Origin of the sequence: Mycobacterium sp. E735, from assembly GCF_001666955.1 — a bacterium.
Lineage (GTDB): Bacteria > Actinomycetota > Actinomycetes > Mycobacteriales > Mycobacteriaceae > Mycobacterium.
Genome location: NZ_LZIX01000173.1, coordinates 22,278 through 38,118, shown reverse-complemented (window position 1 = coordinate 38,118; position 15,841 = coordinate 22,278). Strand labels below are relative to the sequence as shown.

The 15,841-nt window shown below is 71.8% G+C and carries 14 protein-coding genes; 9 read left to right on the top strand and 5 right to left on the bottom strand.

Features of this window, described 5'->3' with window-relative positions; all coding sequences use genetic code 11:
- Positions 1–255: 255 nt before the first annotated feature.
- The 4 genes from cofD to A5704_RS13605 are packed head-to-tail and all read left to right on the top strand — an operon-like array spanning position 256 to position 4,733.
- Positions 256–1,257, top strand: a complete 1,002-nt coding sequence (gene cofD / locus A5704_RS13620) for a 2-phospho-L-lactate transferase (protein ID WP_067889421.1) — start codon at positions 256–258, stop codon at positions 1,255–1,257.
- Positions 1,254–2,594: a coenzyme F420-0:L-glutamate ligase gene (locus tag A5704_RS13615; protein WP_067889417.1), complete on the top strand. Its 1,341-nt coding sequence runs from the start codon at positions 1,254–1,256 to the stop codon at positions 2,592–2,594. Before cofD ends, A5704_RS13615 begins: the two co-directional genes overlap by 4 nt.
- 10 nt (positions 2,595–2,604) lie before the next feature.
- Positions 2,605–4,179 (top strand): class I SAM-dependent methyltransferase, encoded by a 1,575-nt coding sequence (locus A5704_RS13610; RefSeq protein ID WP_067758991.1) that lies wholly within the window; start codon positions 2,605–2,607, stop codon positions 4,177–4,179.
- Positions 4,176–4,733 carry an NUDIX hydrolase gene (locus A5704_RS13605; RefSeq protein WP_197498887.1) on the top strand — a complete coding sequence of 186 codons (558 nt, stop codon included), beginning with the start codon at positions 4,176–4,178 and terminating at the stop codon, positions 4,731–4,733. The genes A5704_RS13610 and A5704_RS13605 overlap by 4 nt, the downstream gene beginning before the upstream one ends.
- A gap of 60 nt (positions 4,734–4,793) precedes the next feature.
- Here A5704_RS13605 and A5704_RS13600 read toward each other — a convergent pair whose 3' ends face one another.
- Genes A5704_RS13600 through rfbD form a run of 3 tightly spaced genes read right to left on the bottom strand, consistent with a single transcriptional unit; the run spans position 4,794 to position 7,642 of the window.
- Positions 4,794–5,873, bottom strand: coding sequence for a sugar phosphate nucleotidyltransferase (locus A5704_RS13600; RefSeq protein WP_067758988.1), 1,080 nt, complete (start codon positions 5,871–5,873; stop codon positions 4,794–4,796).
- A complete protein-coding gene (locus tag A5704_RS13595; protein ID WP_067758985.1) occupies positions 5,866–6,762 on the bottom strand; it encodes a glycosyltransferase family 2 protein in 897 nt (298 codons plus the stop codon). The genes A5704_RS13600 and A5704_RS13595 overlap by 8 nt, the downstream gene beginning before the upstream one ends.
- Positions 6,755–7,642 (bottom strand): dTDP-4-dehydrorhamnose reductase, encoded by an 888-nt coding sequence (gene rfbD, locus A5704_RS13590; protein ID WP_067758982.1) that lies wholly within the window; start codon positions 7,640–7,642, stop codon positions 6,755–6,757. Before rfbD ends, A5704_RS13595 begins: the two co-directional genes overlap by 8 nt.
- Before the next feature lie 98 nt (positions 7,643–7,740).
- Between rfbD and A5704_RS13585 the strand changes: the two genes are divergently transcribed.
- From A5704_RS13585 to ctpC, 4 genes are all read left to right on the top strand, one after another.
- Complete coding sequence (locus A5704_RS13585) at positions 7,741–9,213, top strand: LCP family protein (RefSeq protein WP_067758979.1); 1,473 nt, start codon at positions 7,741–7,743, stop codon at positions 9,211–9,213.
- Positions 9,201–9,914 (top strand): TIGR03089 family protein, encoded by a 714-nt coding sequence (locus A5704_RS13580; RefSeq protein WP_197498886.1) that lies wholly within the window; start codon positions 9,201–9,203, stop codon positions 9,912–9,914. The genes A5704_RS13585 and A5704_RS13580 overlap by 13 nt, the downstream gene beginning before the upstream one ends.
- A 90-nt stretch (positions 9,915–10,004) precedes the next feature.
- Positions 10,005–10,286 (top strand): DUF1490 family protein, encoded by a 282-nt coding sequence (locus A5704_RS13575; RefSeq protein WP_066949897.1) that lies wholly within the window; start codon positions 10,005–10,007, stop codon positions 10,284–10,286.
- A gap of 11 nt (positions 10,287–10,297) precedes the next feature.
- Positions 10,298–12,472 carry a manganese-exporting P-type ATPase CtpC gene (ctpC, locus tag A5704_RS13570; protein WP_067758976.1) on the top strand — a complete coding sequence of 725 codons (2,175 nt, stop codon included), beginning with the start codon at positions 10,298–10,300 and terminating at the stop codon, positions 12,470–12,472.
- A gap of 1 nt (position 12,473) precedes the next feature.
- Here the strand turns inward: ctpC and A5704_RS13565 are convergent, their stop codons facing one another.
- Both A5704_RS13565 and A5704_RS13560 read right to left on the bottom strand, forming a co-directional pair.
- Positions 12,474–13,133, bottom strand: coding sequence for a cation transporter (locus tag A5704_RS13565; protein WP_067758972.1), 660 nt, complete (start codon positions 13,131–13,133; stop codon positions 12,474–12,476).
- A 65-nt stretch (positions 13,134–13,198) separates the two neighbouring features.
- Positions 13,199–14,803 (bottom strand): AMP-binding protein, encoded by a 1,605-nt coding sequence (locus A5704_RS13560; protein ID WP_067758969.1) that lies wholly within the window; start codon positions 14,801–14,803, stop codon positions 13,199–13,201.
- Positions 14,804–14,919: 116 nt separating this feature from the next.
- Here A5704_RS13560 and A5704_RS13555 point away from each other — a divergent pair, with 116 nt between their 5' ends.
- A complete protein-coding gene (locus tag A5704_RS13555) occupies positions 14,920–15,834 on the top strand; it encodes a class I SAM-dependent methyltransferase (protein WP_067758966.1) in 915 nt (304 codons plus the stop codon).
- Positions 15,835–15,841 lie beyond the last annotated feature (7 nt).

Here is a 15,841-nt window from a genome sequence, read left to right as displayed (position 1 = left end):
TCGAACAAGTGATCGAATCTCGGTCTGCGACACCGGAACCGGCCGGCCAACCGGGAAATGACACTGTTGTGATTAGACACGGGTTGACCAGCCGGGTCAAGCACTACGGCGCATTTCCATACCATCTCGTGACCGAATTACGGCGTTTCCGTTGTTTTGCGCATTCGGCGTGTCGATCACACCGACCACGACTACGCTTAAGGGCCGCGTAACGGCCCCGCCACCGCAAGGTCGCCGGGCAGTACTGTCGTCCACGTGAAGGTCACCGTTCTGGTCGGTGGGGTTGGCGGCGCCCGATTCCTGCTGGGGATTCAACAGCTGCTCGGGCTCGGTCAGTTCGGAACGCAACAGCACCCAGAAGCGGGAACCGGCAACCACGAACTTAACGCAATCGTCAACATCGGCGACGACGCTTGGATTCATGGACTGCGGGTCTGCCCGGATTTGGACACCTGCATGTACACCTTAGGTGGAGGGGTAGACCCGGAGCGCGGGTGGGGTCACCGCGACGAAACCTGGCACGCCAAAGAGGAATTGGCGCGCTACGGCGTGCAGCCGGACTGGTTCGGGCTCGGCGACCGGGATATCGCCACCCACCTGGTGCGCACCCAGATGCTCAACGCCGGCTACCCGCTGTCACAGATCACCACCGCGCTGTGCGACCGCTGGCAACCCGGCGCTCGATTGCTGCCGGCGAGCGACGACCGCTGCGAGACGCACGTGGTGATCACCGATCCCGACGACGGCACCCGCCGCGCGATCCACTTCCAGGAGTGGTGGGTGCGCTACCGGGCCGAGGTGCCCACGCACAGCTTCGCCTTCGTCGGCGCCGAAAAGGCCACCGCCACAAGTGAAGCGGTGGCGGCCATCGCCGACGCCGACGCCATCCTGCTGGCGCCGTCGAACCCGGTGGTCAGCGTCGGCGCCATCCTTGCGGTCCCCGGGATTCGCGCGGCGTTGCGCTCGGCGACCGCCCCGGTCGTCGGCTACTCCCCGATCATCGGTGGAAAACCCTTGCGCGGCATGGCCGATGCGTGCCTGTCGGTGATCGGGGTGGAATCCACCGCGGAGGCGGTCGGCCGGCACTACGGGGCGCGCGGCGGCACCGGGATACTGGACTGCTGGCTGGTGCACGAGGGCGATCACGCCGACATCGACGGCGTCGCGGTGACCGCCGTGCCGCTGTTGATGACCGACCCCAAGGCGACGGCCGAGATGGTGTGGGCCGGTCTCGAGCTCGCGGGCGTCACCCCATGACCGAACACGGCGCCGCCGCGGCGATCGAGATCCTGCCCGTGACCGGGCTTCCCGAGTTCCGGCCCGGCGACGACCTGAGCGCGGCGCTGGCCTCGGCCGCGCCCTGGCTGCGCGACCGCGACGTCGTCGTGGTGACCAGCAAGGTGGTGTCCAAGTGCGAGGGCCGGCTGGTGCCGGCCCCGCAGGACGCCGAGCAGCGCGACGAACTGCGCCGCAAGCTCGTCGACGACGAGGCCGTGCGGGTGCTGGCGCGCAAGGGCCGCACCCTGATCACCGAGAACCGCATCGGCCTGATCCAGGCCGCCGCGGGCGTGGACGGATCCAACGTGGGCCGCGACGAACTCGCGCTGCTGCCGGTCGACCCCGACGCCAGCGCCGCGGCGCTGCGGGCCGGGCTGCGCGAGCGACTGGGCGTCGACGTGGCGGTGGTCATCACCGACACGATGGGCCGCGCCTGGCGCAACGGCCAGATCGACGCCGCGGTGGGCTCGTCGGGTCTGGCTGTGCTGCACGGGTATTCGGGGGCCGTCGACCGGCACGGCAACGAGCTGGTGGTCACCGAGATCGCGGTCGCCGACGAGGTCGCGGCCGCGGCCGATCTGGTGAAGGGCAAGCTGACCGCCATGCCGGTCGCCGTGGTGCGCGGCCTCACGGTGGCCGACGACGGCTCGACGGCCCGGCAGCTGTTGCGGCCCGGCGAGGAGGACCTGTTCTGGCTCGGCACCGCCGAGGCCCTCGACATGGGGCGCCGGCAGGCCCAGCTGCTGCGCCGGTCCGTGCGCCGGTTCAGCGCCGAGCCCGTCGCGCCCGTGCTGATCGAAGACGCCGTCGCAGAAGCCCTCACCGCCCCGGCCCCGCACCACACCCGCCCGGTCCGGTTCGTCTGGTTGCGGACTCCCGACGTCCGGCTGCGGCTGCTGGACCGGATGAAGGACAAGTGGCGCTCCGACCTCGCCGGCGACGGCCGGCCCGCCGACTCGGTGGAACGCCGGGTGGCGCGGGGCCAGATCCTCTACGACGCACCCGAGGTCGTCATCCCGATGCTGGCTCTCGACGGCGCGCACACGTACCCCGACGCCGCCCGCACCGAGGCCGAGCACACCATGTTCACCGTCGCCGTCGGGGCGGCCGTGCAGGCCCTGCTCGTCGCCCTGGCCGTGCGGGGGGTGGGCAGCTGCTGGATCGGCTCGACCATCTTCGCCCCCGACCTGGTGCGCGCCGAACTCGAATTGCCCGCCGATTGGGAGCCGTTGGGCGCCATCGCGATCGGTTACCCCGAGGAACCCGCCGGCCCGCGCGACGCCGCGGACGCCGGGGATTTGTTGATCCGCAAGTGATACTGGCCCCATGAGATTCGCGGGCAAGGCGGCGGCGTCCGCCGACAAGGCCCGCGGCGGCTACTACACGCCCGCGCCCGTGGCCCGGTTCCTGGCCGGCTGGGTTCGCGAAGCCGGACCGCGCATCGTCGAACCCTCCTGCGGCGACGGTGCCATCCTGCGCGAGCTGGCCGCCCTCGGCGGACGGCCCCGCGGCGTCGAACTCGTCGGCGAGGAGGCGGCCAAGGCAAGGCAATTCGCGCCCGTAGACGCCGCGAACCTGTTCGGCTGGCTCGCCACCACCGAACCCGGCGCCTGGGACGGCGTCGCCGGGAACCCGCCCTACATCCGGTTCGGCAACTGGGCGGCCGAGCAGCGCGAGCCCGCGCTGGAACTGATGAGGCGCGCGGGCCTGCGGCCCAGCCGCCTGACCAACGCCTGGGTCCCCTTCGTGGTGGCGAGCTCGATCTTGGTGCGCGACGGCGGCCGGGTGGGACTGGTGCTGCCGGCCGAATTGCTTCAGGTCACCTACGCCGCGCAGCTGCGCGAGTTCCTGCTGAGCCGGTTCAGCGACATCACCCTGGTGACGTTCGAGCGCTTGGTGTTCGACGGCATCCTGCAGGAGGTCGTGCTGTTCTGCGGGGTCGCCGGCGCCGGGCCGGCCCGCATCCGCACCCTGCACCTCACCGACGCCGACGCGCTCGCGCGCGCGGCCCTGGACGTCGACTGGGCTCCCGCGCTGCTGCACGAGAACGAGAAGTGGACCAAATATTTTCTGCGCCCTGACGCGATCCGGGCGCTGCGAACGCTCAAGGGATCGGCGGCCATGACCCGCCTCGGCTCGGTCGCCGACGTGGACGTCGGCATCGTCACGGGCCGCAACAGCTTCTTCACGTTCACCGACGCGCAGGCCCGCGAACTCGCGCTGCTGCCCCACTGCGTGCCGCTCGTCTCGCGCAGCGCGCAGCTATCCGGGCTGTTCTACGACACCGACTGCCGGGCAGGCGATGTCGCGGCCGGGCGTCGGACCTGGCTGCTCGACGCGCCGCGCGAGCCGGACGACCCCGCGCTGATCGCACACATCCGGGCCGGTGAGTCCGCCGGCGTGCACCGGGGCTACAAATGCTCGATCCGCAAGCCGTGGTGGAGCACTCCGTCGCCGTGGGTCCCGGATCTGTTCCTGCTGCGACAGATTCACCTGGCGCCGCGGCTGACCGTCAACGCCGCCGACGCGACGAGCACCGACACCGTGCACCGGGTCCGGCTCTCCCCCGGCGTCGAGGCGGCCGCGCTGGCCACCGCCTTCCACAACAGCGTGACGTTCGCCTTCGCCGAGATCATCGGCCGCAGTTACGGCGGGGGGATCTTGGAGCTGGAACCCCGCGAGGCCGAGCAGCTGCCCATTCCCCCACCGGCGCTGGCCGGCCCGGGGCTGGCCGGCGACGTCGACCTGCTGTTGAAGGCCAACGAGATCGACAAGGCGCTGGACCTCGTCGACCGCCACGTCCTGATCGACCGCCTGGGTCTGCAACCCGAGGTGGTGGCGCGGTGCCGCGCGGCATGGGCCTCGCTGCGGGATCGCCGGAAGCGGCGGGGCGCCCGGTGAGCGTCCGGGAGTCGGCTATCGCGCTGCTGTCCGACTGGCAGGCGCCCGACGCCGGGCAGGATTCGTTGCGCCACGCGGTGCTTGCCTTCGTGCTCGCCCGTCCCGACGCGTGCCGCCGCGAGTGCGTGCCCGGCCACGTCACGGCGTCGGCGCTGGTGGTCGACCACACCGGCGACCGCGTGCTGCTGACGTTGCATCCGCGGCTGGGCCGCTGGGTGCAGCTGGGCGGCCACTGCGACGATGACGACCGCGACATCGCCGCCGCCGCCCTGCGCGAGGCCACCGAGGAGTCCGGCGTCGACGGCCTGCGCATCGAACCCCGGCTGGCCGCGGTGCACGTCCACCCGGTCACCTGCTCGCTGGGCGTGCCCACCCGCCACCTGGATCTGCAGTTCGTGGCGCACGCGCCGGCCGGCGCGCGAATCGCGATCAGCGACGAGTCGGATGACCTGCGGTGGTGGCCGGCCGACGCCCTGCCGGACGGGACCGACCACGCGCTGGCGTATTTGGTCGCGCGCGCTCGGGGCACCACCCGGTCGCGCGGGTCACGCTAGCGTGACCGACGGCGCCGGGCGCCACGCTGGCGTGACGCTCGGCGGAAGAGGGCGTGCGCCTTAGACGTCGCTCGAGTAGCGGATCCCGCCGTCGGGAATCGCAACGCCGGGCCAGACCCGGGCGCCGCGCAGCAGCTCGCAGCGCGCGCCGATGTCGGCGCCGTCGCCGATCACGCCGTCGCGGATCAGCGCCCGCGGGCCGATGCGCGCGCCGAAGCCGATGATCGAGCGCTCGATCACGCTGCCGGCCTCGACCTTGACGCCGTCGAAGATCACCGCGCCGTCCAGCCGCACGCCGGGCCCGATCTCGGCGCCCCGCCCGACGACGGTGCCGCCGACCAGCACCGCGCCCGGCGACACCGCCGCGCCGTCGTGCACCAGCTGCTCGCCGCGGTGGCCGTGCAGCGCGGGTGACGGCGCGATGCCGCGCACCAGGTCCGCCGAGCCGCGCACGAAGTCCTCCGGTGTGCCCATGTCCCGCCAGTAGGTGGCGTCGACGTAGCCGCAGACCTTGACGTCCGGGTCCTTGAGCAGGGCCGGGAACACCTCGCGTTCGACCGACACCTCGCGGCCCCGCGGGATCCGGTCGATGATGCCGCGGGCGAACACGTAAGTGCCCGCGTTGATCTGGTCGGTCGGCGGGTCCTGCGTCTTCTCCACGAAGGCGGTGACCCGGCCGTTCTCGTCGGTGGTGACGCAGCCGAAGGCCCGGGGGTCGCCCACCCGCACCAGGTGCAGCGTGACGTCGGACTGCTGGGCCCGGTGGAAGTCGATGATCTGGTTGAGGTCCGAGCCCGAGAGCACGTCGCCGTTGAACACCAGCACGGTGTCGTGGCGCAGGTGGCCGGCGACGTTGGCGATGCCGCCGCCGGTCCCCAGGGGGCTGTCCTCGGTGACGTATTCGATCTGCAGGCCCAGCTTGGATCCGTCGCCGAACTCCGCCTCGAACACCGCGGCCTGATACGAGGTGCTCAGGATGACGTGCTCGATGCCCGCTGCGGCGATCCTCGACAGGAGGTGGGTCAGGAACGGCAGACCGGCGGTGGGCAGCATCGGCTTGGGCGCCGAGAGCGTCAGCGGCCGCAGCCGGGTGCCCTTGCCGCCGACCAGAATCACCGCATCGACTTGCGGGTTAGCCATTTGCGCGCCGCCCTTCCGCCAGTTTCCGTCTCCGATCCCGCAGCGCGCCGCGCACCATCAGGCGGGACCGCAACGCCAACGAGCCCCGCAGCACCCAGCGCAGCGGCGCCCGCCACCACCCCGCGTGCCGGTCGGCCAGGAACAGGTAGGTGCTCTCGTGATGCGCGGCCAGGTGGCTCGCCGGGTCGTCCCCGGTGGAGTGGCCCTTGTGGTGCAACACCTCGGCCGACGGCACGTAGACGCTCAGCCAGCCGGCCCGGCCGAGCCGGTCCCCGAGGTCGACGTCTTCCATATACATGAAGTAGCGCTCGTCGAACCCGCCGACCTGGGCGAAGGCGGACCGACGGACCAGCAGACAAGACCCGGACAACCAGCCCACCGGGCGTTCGGTGGGCTCCAGCCGCTCCTGCCGGTAGGCCGCCGACCACGGGTTGCGCTTCCAGACCGGGCCGACGACCGCGTGCATGCCGCCGCGGACCAGGCTGGGCAGGTGCCGCGCCGACGGGTACACCGAGCCGTCCGGGTCGCGAATCAGCGGGCCGAGTGCGCCGGCGCGCGGCCAGCGGGTCGCGGCGTCCAGCAGGGCGTCGATGCTGCCCGGACCCCATTGCACGTCCGGGTTTGCCACGATCACCCAGTCGTCGCCCGGGTCGAGTTGTTCGACCGCCCGGTTCACCGCGGTGCCGTACCCGAGGTTGGCCCCGGTGTGGAACAGCCGAACGTTCGGGTAGCGCTCGACGGCGGCCTCCGGCGTCCCGTCGGTGGAGCCGTTGTCGGCCATCAGCACGCACACGGGCCGCTCGGTGGCCAGCGACAGCGAGGCCAGGAAGCGCTCGAGGTGTGGGCCCGGTGAGTAGGTCACCGTCACGACCGGCAGGACGTCAGTCACGCGTCGAGGGTAACGGTCGGTCGGCGGCCGCGAGCGCCGCGACAAGCGCGGGGCGCCAGGGCCGTAACGGCCGCAGGCCCGCCGCGGCGGACTCGCGGCCCGACAGCGCGGAGTAGGCCGGGCGCGGCGCGGGCCTGGGAAACTCGGCGGTGCTGACCGGCCGGACGCGCTCGGGGTCGGCGCCGCATGCCTCGAAAATCGCGCGGGTCTGCTCGAAGCGGGACACCGCGCCCTCGTTGGCGGCGTGCAGGATCGGCCCGGGCACGCCGTCGTCGGCGATCTGCAGTAGCGCCTCCGCCAGGTCGCCCACGTAGGTGGGCGACCCGACCTGGTCGTCGACCACGTTGACCGGGCCGTCCCCGGCGGCCAGCCGGCGCATGACGGCGACGAAGTCCTTGCCGTCGGCGCCGGTGTAGACCCAGGCGGTGCGGACGATGACGGCCTCGGGAAGCGCCGCCAGCACGGCCTGCTCCCCGGCGAGCTTGCTGCGCCCGTAGACCCCCGACGGCGCGGTCCGGTCGCTGGGCTCATACGGGCGCGGGTCGGCGCCGTCGAAGTCCCCGTTGAAGACGTAGTCGGTGGAGACGTGGATGAACCGGGCGCCGACGCGCGCGCAGGCGCGGGCGATGTTCTCCGGTCCGGTGGAGTTGACGGCGTAGGCGCCGGCCTCGTCGCTCTCGGCGCCGTCGACGTCGGTGTACGCCGCGCAGTTGATCACCACGTCGCCACCGCGGACGATCCGCTCGGCGGCGGCGGGGTCGGTGATGTCCCACTCCGACGACGTGAGGGCCAGCACGTCACGGCCCTGACCGGCCGCGAGCGAGCGCAAGTAGCGGCCCAGTTGGCCCCCGGCACCGGCGATCACGATCCTGCTCGACATGGTTTGAGTTTGGCATGCGCGCAAAAGCGCGGGCGACGGCCGGGGCGCGCGGGGGTTCGCTACCCGCGAAGCGTCTGTGTCGCAAGTAACCTAGTGGGATGCCTGTGCAACGTGTGGTTCGTGTGATTGCCACTGCGCTCACGCTCGTTGTCGTCCTCGGCACCGGGCTGGCGTGGAGCAACGTCCGCTCCTTCGAGGACGGCATCTTCCACATGTCCGCACCCTCGCTCGGCAAGGGCGGCGACGACGGCGCGATCGACATCCTGCTGGTCGGCCTCGACAGCCGCACCGACGCCCACGGCAACCCGCTGTCGCAGGAGGAACTGGCCACCCTGCGCGCCGGCGACGAGGAAGCGACCAACACCGACACGATCATCCTGATCCGGATCCCCAACAACGGGAAGTCGGCGACCGCCATCTCGATCCCCCGCGACTCCTACGTCGCGGCCCCCGGCCTGGGCAAGACGAAGATCAACGGCGTCTACGGCCAGACCCGCGAGGCCAAGCGCACCAGCCTGGTCAAGGCCGGCGACTCGGCCGAGGACGCCGCCGCGCAGGGCACCGAGGCCGGGCGCGAAGCGCTGATCAAGACCGTCGCCGACCTCACCGGCGTCACCGTGGACCACTACGCCGAGATCGGCCTGCTCGGGTTCTCGTTGATCACCGACGCGCTCGGCGGCGTGGACGTCTGCCTCAAAGAGCCGGTGTTCGAACCGCTTTCGGGTGCCGACTTCCCGGCCGGCCCGCAGCGGCTGGACGGGCCGGAGGCGCTGAGCTTCGTCCGCCAGCGGCACGAGCTGCCGCGCGGCGACCTGGACCGGGTGGTGCGCCAGCAGGTGGTGATGGCCTCGCTGGCCCACCGGGTCATCTCCGGCAAGACGCTGTCCAGCCCCACCACGGTCAAGAGGCTCGAGGCGGCCGTGCAGCGCTCGGTGGTGATCTCGTCGGGTTGGGACGTCATGGACTTCGTGCAGCAGATGCAGAAACTGGCCGGTGGCAATGTCGCGTTCGCCACCATCCCGGTGCTCGACGGCGCCGGCTGGAGCGACGACGGCATGCAGAGCGTGGTGCGGGTGGATCCGCACCAGGTCGCCGACTGGGTCAGCGGGCTGCTGCACGACCAGGAGCAGGGCAAGACCGAGGAGATCGCCTACACCCCGGCGAAGACCACCGCCAGCGTGGTCAACGACACCGACATCAACGGGCTGGCGTCGGCGGTGTCGCAGGTGTTGACGTCCAAGGGATTTGGTGCGGGCACGGTTGGCAACAACGATGGCGGCCACGTCAAGGGCAGCCAGGTGCGGGCCGCCAAGACCGACGACGTGGGCGCCCAGGAGGTGTCCAAGGAGCTGGGCGGGTTGCCGGTGGTCGCTGATCCGTCCCTGGCACCGGGCTCGGTTCGGGTGGTGCTGGGCAACGACTACAGCGGCCCCGGTTCGGGCCTGTCCGGCACCGGGACGGTGATGCCCGCCCGGGTGTCCAACGTCGGTTCGGTGGCGGCGGACCCCAACGTCCCGGCGCCCTCGCCGATCCTGACCGCCGGTTCCGACAAGCCCGAGTGCATCAACTGAGCACGCTTTCCGGCGCCATCCTGGACCCGATGCTGCGGGCCGATCCGGTCGGCCCGCGCATCACCTATTACGACGACGCCACCGGCGAGCGCATCGAGTTGTCCGCGGTCACGCTGGCCAACTGGGCGGCCAAGACCGGCAACCTGTTGCGCGACGAGCTGGGCGCCGGGCCGGGCAGCCGGGTCGCGATCCTGCTGCCGGCGCACTGGCAGACCGCGGCCGTGTTGTTCGGCGTGTGGTGGATCGGCGCCGAGGCGGTGCTCGAACCGGGCGCGGCGGACCTCGCACTGTGCACCGCCGGGCGGCTGGACGAGGCGGACTCGATGGCCGGTGAGGTGGCGGTGCTGTCGCTGGACCCGTTCGGTCGTCCGGCCGCGGACCTCCCGATCGGCGTCACCGACTACGCCACCGCCGTGCGCGTGCACGGCGACCAAATCGTCGCCGAACGCCATCCCGGCCCGGCGCTGGCCGGCCGGTCCGTCGACGAGGTGCTGGCCGACTGCCAAAGCTCTGCCGCCGCAAGGGAATTGACCGCCAAGGACCGGGTGCTTTCCACCGCCGCGTGGCCAGGCCCCCGGGAACTGGTGGACGGCCTGTTGGCGATCCTGGCCGTCGGCGCGTCGCTGGTGCAGGTCGCCCATCCCGACCCGTCGGCGCTGGCGCGCCGGATCGAGACCGAGAAGGTCACCCGGGTGCTCTAGGGACGCGCGATTCATATTGATATCGCTATATTTCAATGTTAACGTCGAGCGAGCGTCGGTTGACGCGGCGACGACAAGGAGGTCCGGGCAATGGCGGGGTACGCGCTCTTGGCAAAGGCGGCATCGACTGTGGTCACCGGCCTCGTCGGCGTGACGGCTTACGAGGTGGTGCGCAAGGCCGTGGCCAAGGCGCCGCTGCACGAGACCGCGGTGTCGGCGGCGGAGCTCGGGCTGCGCGGAACCCGCAAGGCCGAGGAGGCCGCCGAGTCGGCCCGGCTCAAGATCGCCGACGTCATGGCAGAAGCCCGCGAGCGCATCGGCGAGGAAGCGCCCACCCCGGCCGTCGCCGACGTCCACCAGCACGACCACTGACCCCCGTTTACATGGCGCTCGCCACCGCCCTCGAGCCGGTCCGCTCGAAAGACCCTGCGCTGCAGGTTATTTCGGATGCGGCCGGGCGCATGCGGGTTTCCGTCGACTGGCTGCGGTGCGACTCCCGGCGCGCGGTGGCGGTCGAGGAGGCCGTCGCCAAGGAGGACGGCGTGCGTGTGGTGCACGCCTACCCGCGCACCGGATCGGTCGTCGTCTGGTACTCGCCCCGGCGGTGTGACCGCGCCGCGGTGCTGGCGGCGATTGCCTCCGCCGCGCACGTCGCCGCCGAGCTGATCCCGGCCCGCGCTCCGCATTCGTCGGAGATCCGCAATACCGACGTGCTGCGGATGGTCATCGGCGGCGCGGCGCTGGCCCTGCTCGGCGTGCGCCGCTACGTGTTCGCCCGGCCACCGCTGTTGGGCCCGAACGGCCGGATCCTGGCCACCGGCGTCACCATCTTCACCGGCTACCCGTTCCTGCGCGGGGCGCTGCGCTCGTTGCGCTCGGGCCGGGCCGGCACCGACGCCCTGGTGTCGGCCGCGACGGTGGCGAGCCTGGTGCTGCGCGAGAACGTGGTGGCGCTCACCGTGCTGTGGCTGCTCAACATCGGTGAGTACCTGCAGGACCTGACTTTGCGCCGCACCCGGCGGGCGATCTCGGAGCTGCTGCGCGGCAGCCAGGACACGGCCTGGATCCGGCTCGCCGACGGGGCCGAGGTCCAGGTCCCCATCGATACAGTGGAGATCGGCGACGAGGTGATCATTCACGACCACGTCGCGATCCCGGTCGACGGCGAGGTCGTCGACGGCGAGGCGATCGTCAACCAGTCCGCGATCACCGGTGAGAACCTGCCCGTTTCGGTCGCAGTGGGCGCGCACGTGCACGCCGGGTCGGTCGTGGTGCGCGGGCGCCTCGTGGTGCGGGCCGAGGCCGTCGGCAACCAGACGGCGATCGGACGCATCATCACCCGCGTCGAGGAGGCGCAGCACGACCGGGCGCCCATCCAGACCGTCGGCGAAAACTTCTCCCGCCGTTTCGTTCCCACCTCGTTCATCGTCTCGGCGCTCACCCTGGCGGTCACCGGGGACGTGCGCCGCGCGATGACCATGCTGCTGATCGCCTGCCCCTGCGCGGTGGGCCTGTCCACCCCGACGGCCATCAGCGCCGCGATCGGCAACGGCGCGCGCCGCGGCATCCTGATCAAGGGCGGATCGCACCTCGAGCAGGCCGGCCGGGTGGACGCGATCGTGTTCGACAAGACCGGCACGCTGACCGTCGGCCGTCCGGTGGTCACCAACATCATTGCGTTGCACAAGGATTGGGAGCCCGAGCAGGTGCTGGCCTACGCGGCCAGCTCGGAGATCCACTCCCGCCATCCACTGGCCGAGGCGGTGATCCGCTCGACCGAGGAGCGCCACATCACCATCCCGCCGCACGAGGAGTGCGAGGTCCTGGTCGGCCTGGGCATGCGCACCTGGGCCGACGGCCGCACCCTGCTGCTCGGCAGCCCCGGCCTGCTGCGCGCCGAGAAGGTGCGGGTGTCGAAGAAGGCCTCGGAGTGGGTGGACAGGCTGCGGCGCCAGGCCGAGACCCCGCTGTTGCTCGCGGTCGACGGCAAGCTGGTGGGCTTGATCAGCCTGCGCGACGAGGTGCGCACCGAAGCGGTCGAGGTGCTTAAACAGTTGCGGGACAATGGGATTCGCCGCATCGTCATGCTCACCGGCGACCATCCCGACATCGCCCAGGTGGTCGCCGAGGAACTGGGGATCGACGAGTGGCGCGCCGAGGTGATGCCGGAGGACAAGCTCGAGGTGGTGCGCGGCCTGCAGAACGACGGCTACGTGGTCGGCATGGTCGGTGACGGCATCAACGACGCCCCGGCACTGGCGGCGGCCGACATCGGGATCGCGATGGGCCTGGCCGGAACGGACGTCGCGGTGGAGACCGCCGATGTGGCGCTGGCCAACGACGACCTGCATCGCCTGCTCGACGTCCGGGATCTGGGCGCCCGGGCCGTCGACGTCATCCGGGAGAACTACGGCATGTCGATCGCGGTCAACGCCGCCGGGCTGATCATCGGCGCGGGCGGCGCGCTGTCCCCCGTGCTGGCCGCGATCCTGCACAACGCGTCGTCGGTCGCGGTGGTGGCCAACAGCTCCCGGCTGATCCGGTACCGGCTCGACTAGCTCAGCAGCAGCCGCAGTCGTGGCCGCGCCAGGCCCTCACACCCTGCCAGGCCGCGACGCCGGCGATCCCGAGCCCGACCGCCGGGTCGATCCACCAGCCGCCGGACCAAAGCGCCATCGTCGCCAGCCCGACGAGCACCCCGGCCGCCTGGGCGGCGCACAGGTAGTTCTGCATCCCCTCGGCCTCGGTGGCGCCCGAGTCCAGCCGCGCGCCCAGTCGGCGGTTGGCCCGGCCGAGGATCGGCATCAGCAGCAACCCGGCGGCGGTCAGCGCGAGCCCGATCGCCGACGCCTCGGCGCGGTGCTCACCGATCAGCTCCCGCACGGATTCCGCGGCGATGTACGGGGCGGTCAGCCAGAACGACACCGCGACACCGCGTTGCGCGCGCCGCTCGGCGTCTGCCGAGAAGGTCCTGGCTCCGCTGAACCGCCACACCACCATCGCGCTGCCCAGCGCCTCGGACACCCCGCCGAGCGCCCAGCCGGTCAGCGCCACCGACCCGACCGCCAGGCCCTGCCACAGCCCGACGGCGCCCTCGACCAGCACCGCGACCAGGCTGATCCACGCGAGGCGCCGCGCCCACTCGGCGCTGCGCCGCCAACCGGCGTCCCGCGCCGCGGCGAGGGCGTGGCCGTCGGCGGTGAGCGAGAAGGTGGTCATGGCGCGAGGCTAGCGGCGATCACGCCCGGCGGCAGTCCCGGACACCAGCTAGTAACACAACCGTGTCAAACCTGACCGGTCAGCACCCGCTTGAGCACCTTTCCGCCCGCGTTGCGGGGCAGCGCGTCGACGAACAGCACGTCGCGGGGGACCTTGAAGCGGGCCAGCCGGTCCCGCACGTACTGCCTGACGTCATCCTCCGTCAGCGTCGCGCCCGGCCGCACCACGACGTAGGCACGCAACCGCTGCCCGAACTCCTCGTCGCCGACCCCGACCACCGCGACGTCGAGGACGTCGGGGTGGTGTGAGAGCGCCTCCTCGACCTCGCCGGGGTAGACGTTCTCCCCGCCGGAGACGATCATCTCGTCGTCGCGCCCATCGATGAAGAGCCGGCCGTCGGCGTCGAAGTGACCGACGTCGCCCGTGGACATCAGGCCCCGGATCGACTCCTTGGTGCCGCCACCGGTGTAGCCCTCGAAGGCCAGCACGTTGCCGACGAAGATGCGCCCCGGCGTCCCCGGCGGCGCCTCACGCCCGTCGGCGGTGAAGACCTTGACCACCGAGCCGGGCACCACCGCACCCACGCAGCCCGGCGCGACGGCCAGATCCGCGGGCGTGGCGATGGTGGCGTAGGCGACCTCGGTCGACCCGTACATGTTGTAGACCACGGGCCCGAGCGCCTCGAGCGCGCGAGTGGCCAGCGCGGCGCCCAGCTGCGAGCCGCCGATGAACACGATGCGCAGCGCCGACAGGTCGTGCTCGGCCAGGGCGGCGGGGCCCAGGTCGAGCAGGCGCCGCAACATGATCGGCACCACGATCATGGCGCTGGCCCGGTGTGCGGCCAGGCTGGCCAGCGTCTCCCGGGCATCGAAGTGGCGGCGCAGCACCAGGGTCGAGCCCAGCACCATGCCGTACATCGCATGGCTGAAACCCATCGAATGGAACAGCGGCACACAGCATTCGGTGACTTCCCGGCCGCGGAACGGGACCTTCCCGAGCAGGCCGCCGACCGGTATCAGCGAGTAGGGCTCCGAACGCGCGGCGCCCTTCGGCGTTCCGGTCGTCCCGCTGGTCGAGATGACGATCTTGGGCCGCCCGCCGGAGGCCGGCGGCGGGGCGGGATCACCCCGCTCGATCAGCGCGTCGAGCGAGTCGGAATCGGGCGTCTCCGTCCAGGCCAGGACGCGGCCGAGCGGCGGCCGGGCGTCGGCGACGACGGCGCCGTACTCCTCGTCGTAGACCAGGAGATCGGCGCGTTCGGAGGCCAGCATCCCGGCCAGCTGCGGGGCGCCGAAGCCGGTGTTGAGCAGCAGGACACCGGCGCCGCACTTGCCTGCGGCGTAGACGGCTTCCAGAAAGCCGCGGTGATTGCCGACCAGGATGGCCACGCCGTGACCCGGGCCCAGGCCGCGCCGGCGCCACTCGTTGGCCAGCGCGTTGGTCCGGCGGTCAAGTTCACCGAACGTCAGCGGGCCGCGCTCGTCGATCAGCGCCACCCCGTCGGGGTCCCGTCCGGCGGCGATCGCCGTCGCCGCACCCAGGATGCCGTAGCGCCGAACGGCGCCCAGCACCGGCGCGACGCGGCCGGGCGGTATCCACCGCAATCCCCCGGACCGGGCGTAGAGGAGCAGTGACCGGGCTTCCGCACCCGCGCGCCGAAGAATTTGCACACGTCGATGCTGCCGCCCGACACCGCGCCGGATAAGGGCGCAACGCCACTACGGACGGGGTCTTTCGTCACCATCGTTATTCTGGCTAACGACTAGACGGAAGGGGACGATTGCCGATGACGCGCACCGACAACGACAGCTGGGACCTGGCCACGAGTGTGGGGGCGACCGCCACCATGGTGGCCGCCGGACGGGCCCGGGCCACCCGCGACGGGCTGATCGACGACCCGTTCGCCGAGCCGCTGGTGCGGGCGGTCGGGGTGGACTTCATGACGCGCTGGGCGGCCGGCGAACTGGACTCCGCCGACGTCGACGAGCCCGGGGCGCCGTGGGGCATGCAACGCATGACCGACATGCTGGCCGCCCGCACGCGCTACATCGACGCCTTCTTCGCCGAGGCCGGCGCCGCGGGGATAAGCCAGGTGGTGATCCTGGCCTCCGGCCTGGACGCGCGGGCCTACCGGCTGCCCTGGCCGGCGGGCACCACGGTGTACGAGATCGACCAGCCGGAGGTCATCGAGTTCAAGACCGCCACCATCGCCGAGCTCGGTGCCCGGCCCACCGCCGAGGTGCGCGCCGTGCCGATCGACCTGCGCCACGATTGGCCGTCGGCGCTGCGAGACGCCGGATTCGACACCGCTCGACCCACCGCCTGGGCCGCCGAGGGATTGCTCGGCTTCCTGCCGCCCGAGGCGCAGGACCGGCTGCTCGACGACATCACCGCGCTGAGCGCCGCCGGCAGCCGGCTGGTGGCCGAGGTCTTCATCAACTCCGGCGCCAACGGGGACGCCCTGAACGCCGCCAGCCAGAAGTGGCGGGACAACGGCCTCGACATCGCGCTCGGCGACCTGGGCTTTCCGGGCGAGCGCAACGACGCGGCGACCCACCTGGAGCGGCACGGCTGGCGCCCGACTCGCACACCCCTGAATCAGCTGTTGGCCGACAACGGGTTACCTTTGCAGCGCACCGATCCCGGTGCGCCGTTCGCCCAGAACTACTACTGCATCGCAGAGTTGCACGCGGCCCGTTGACGGAAGG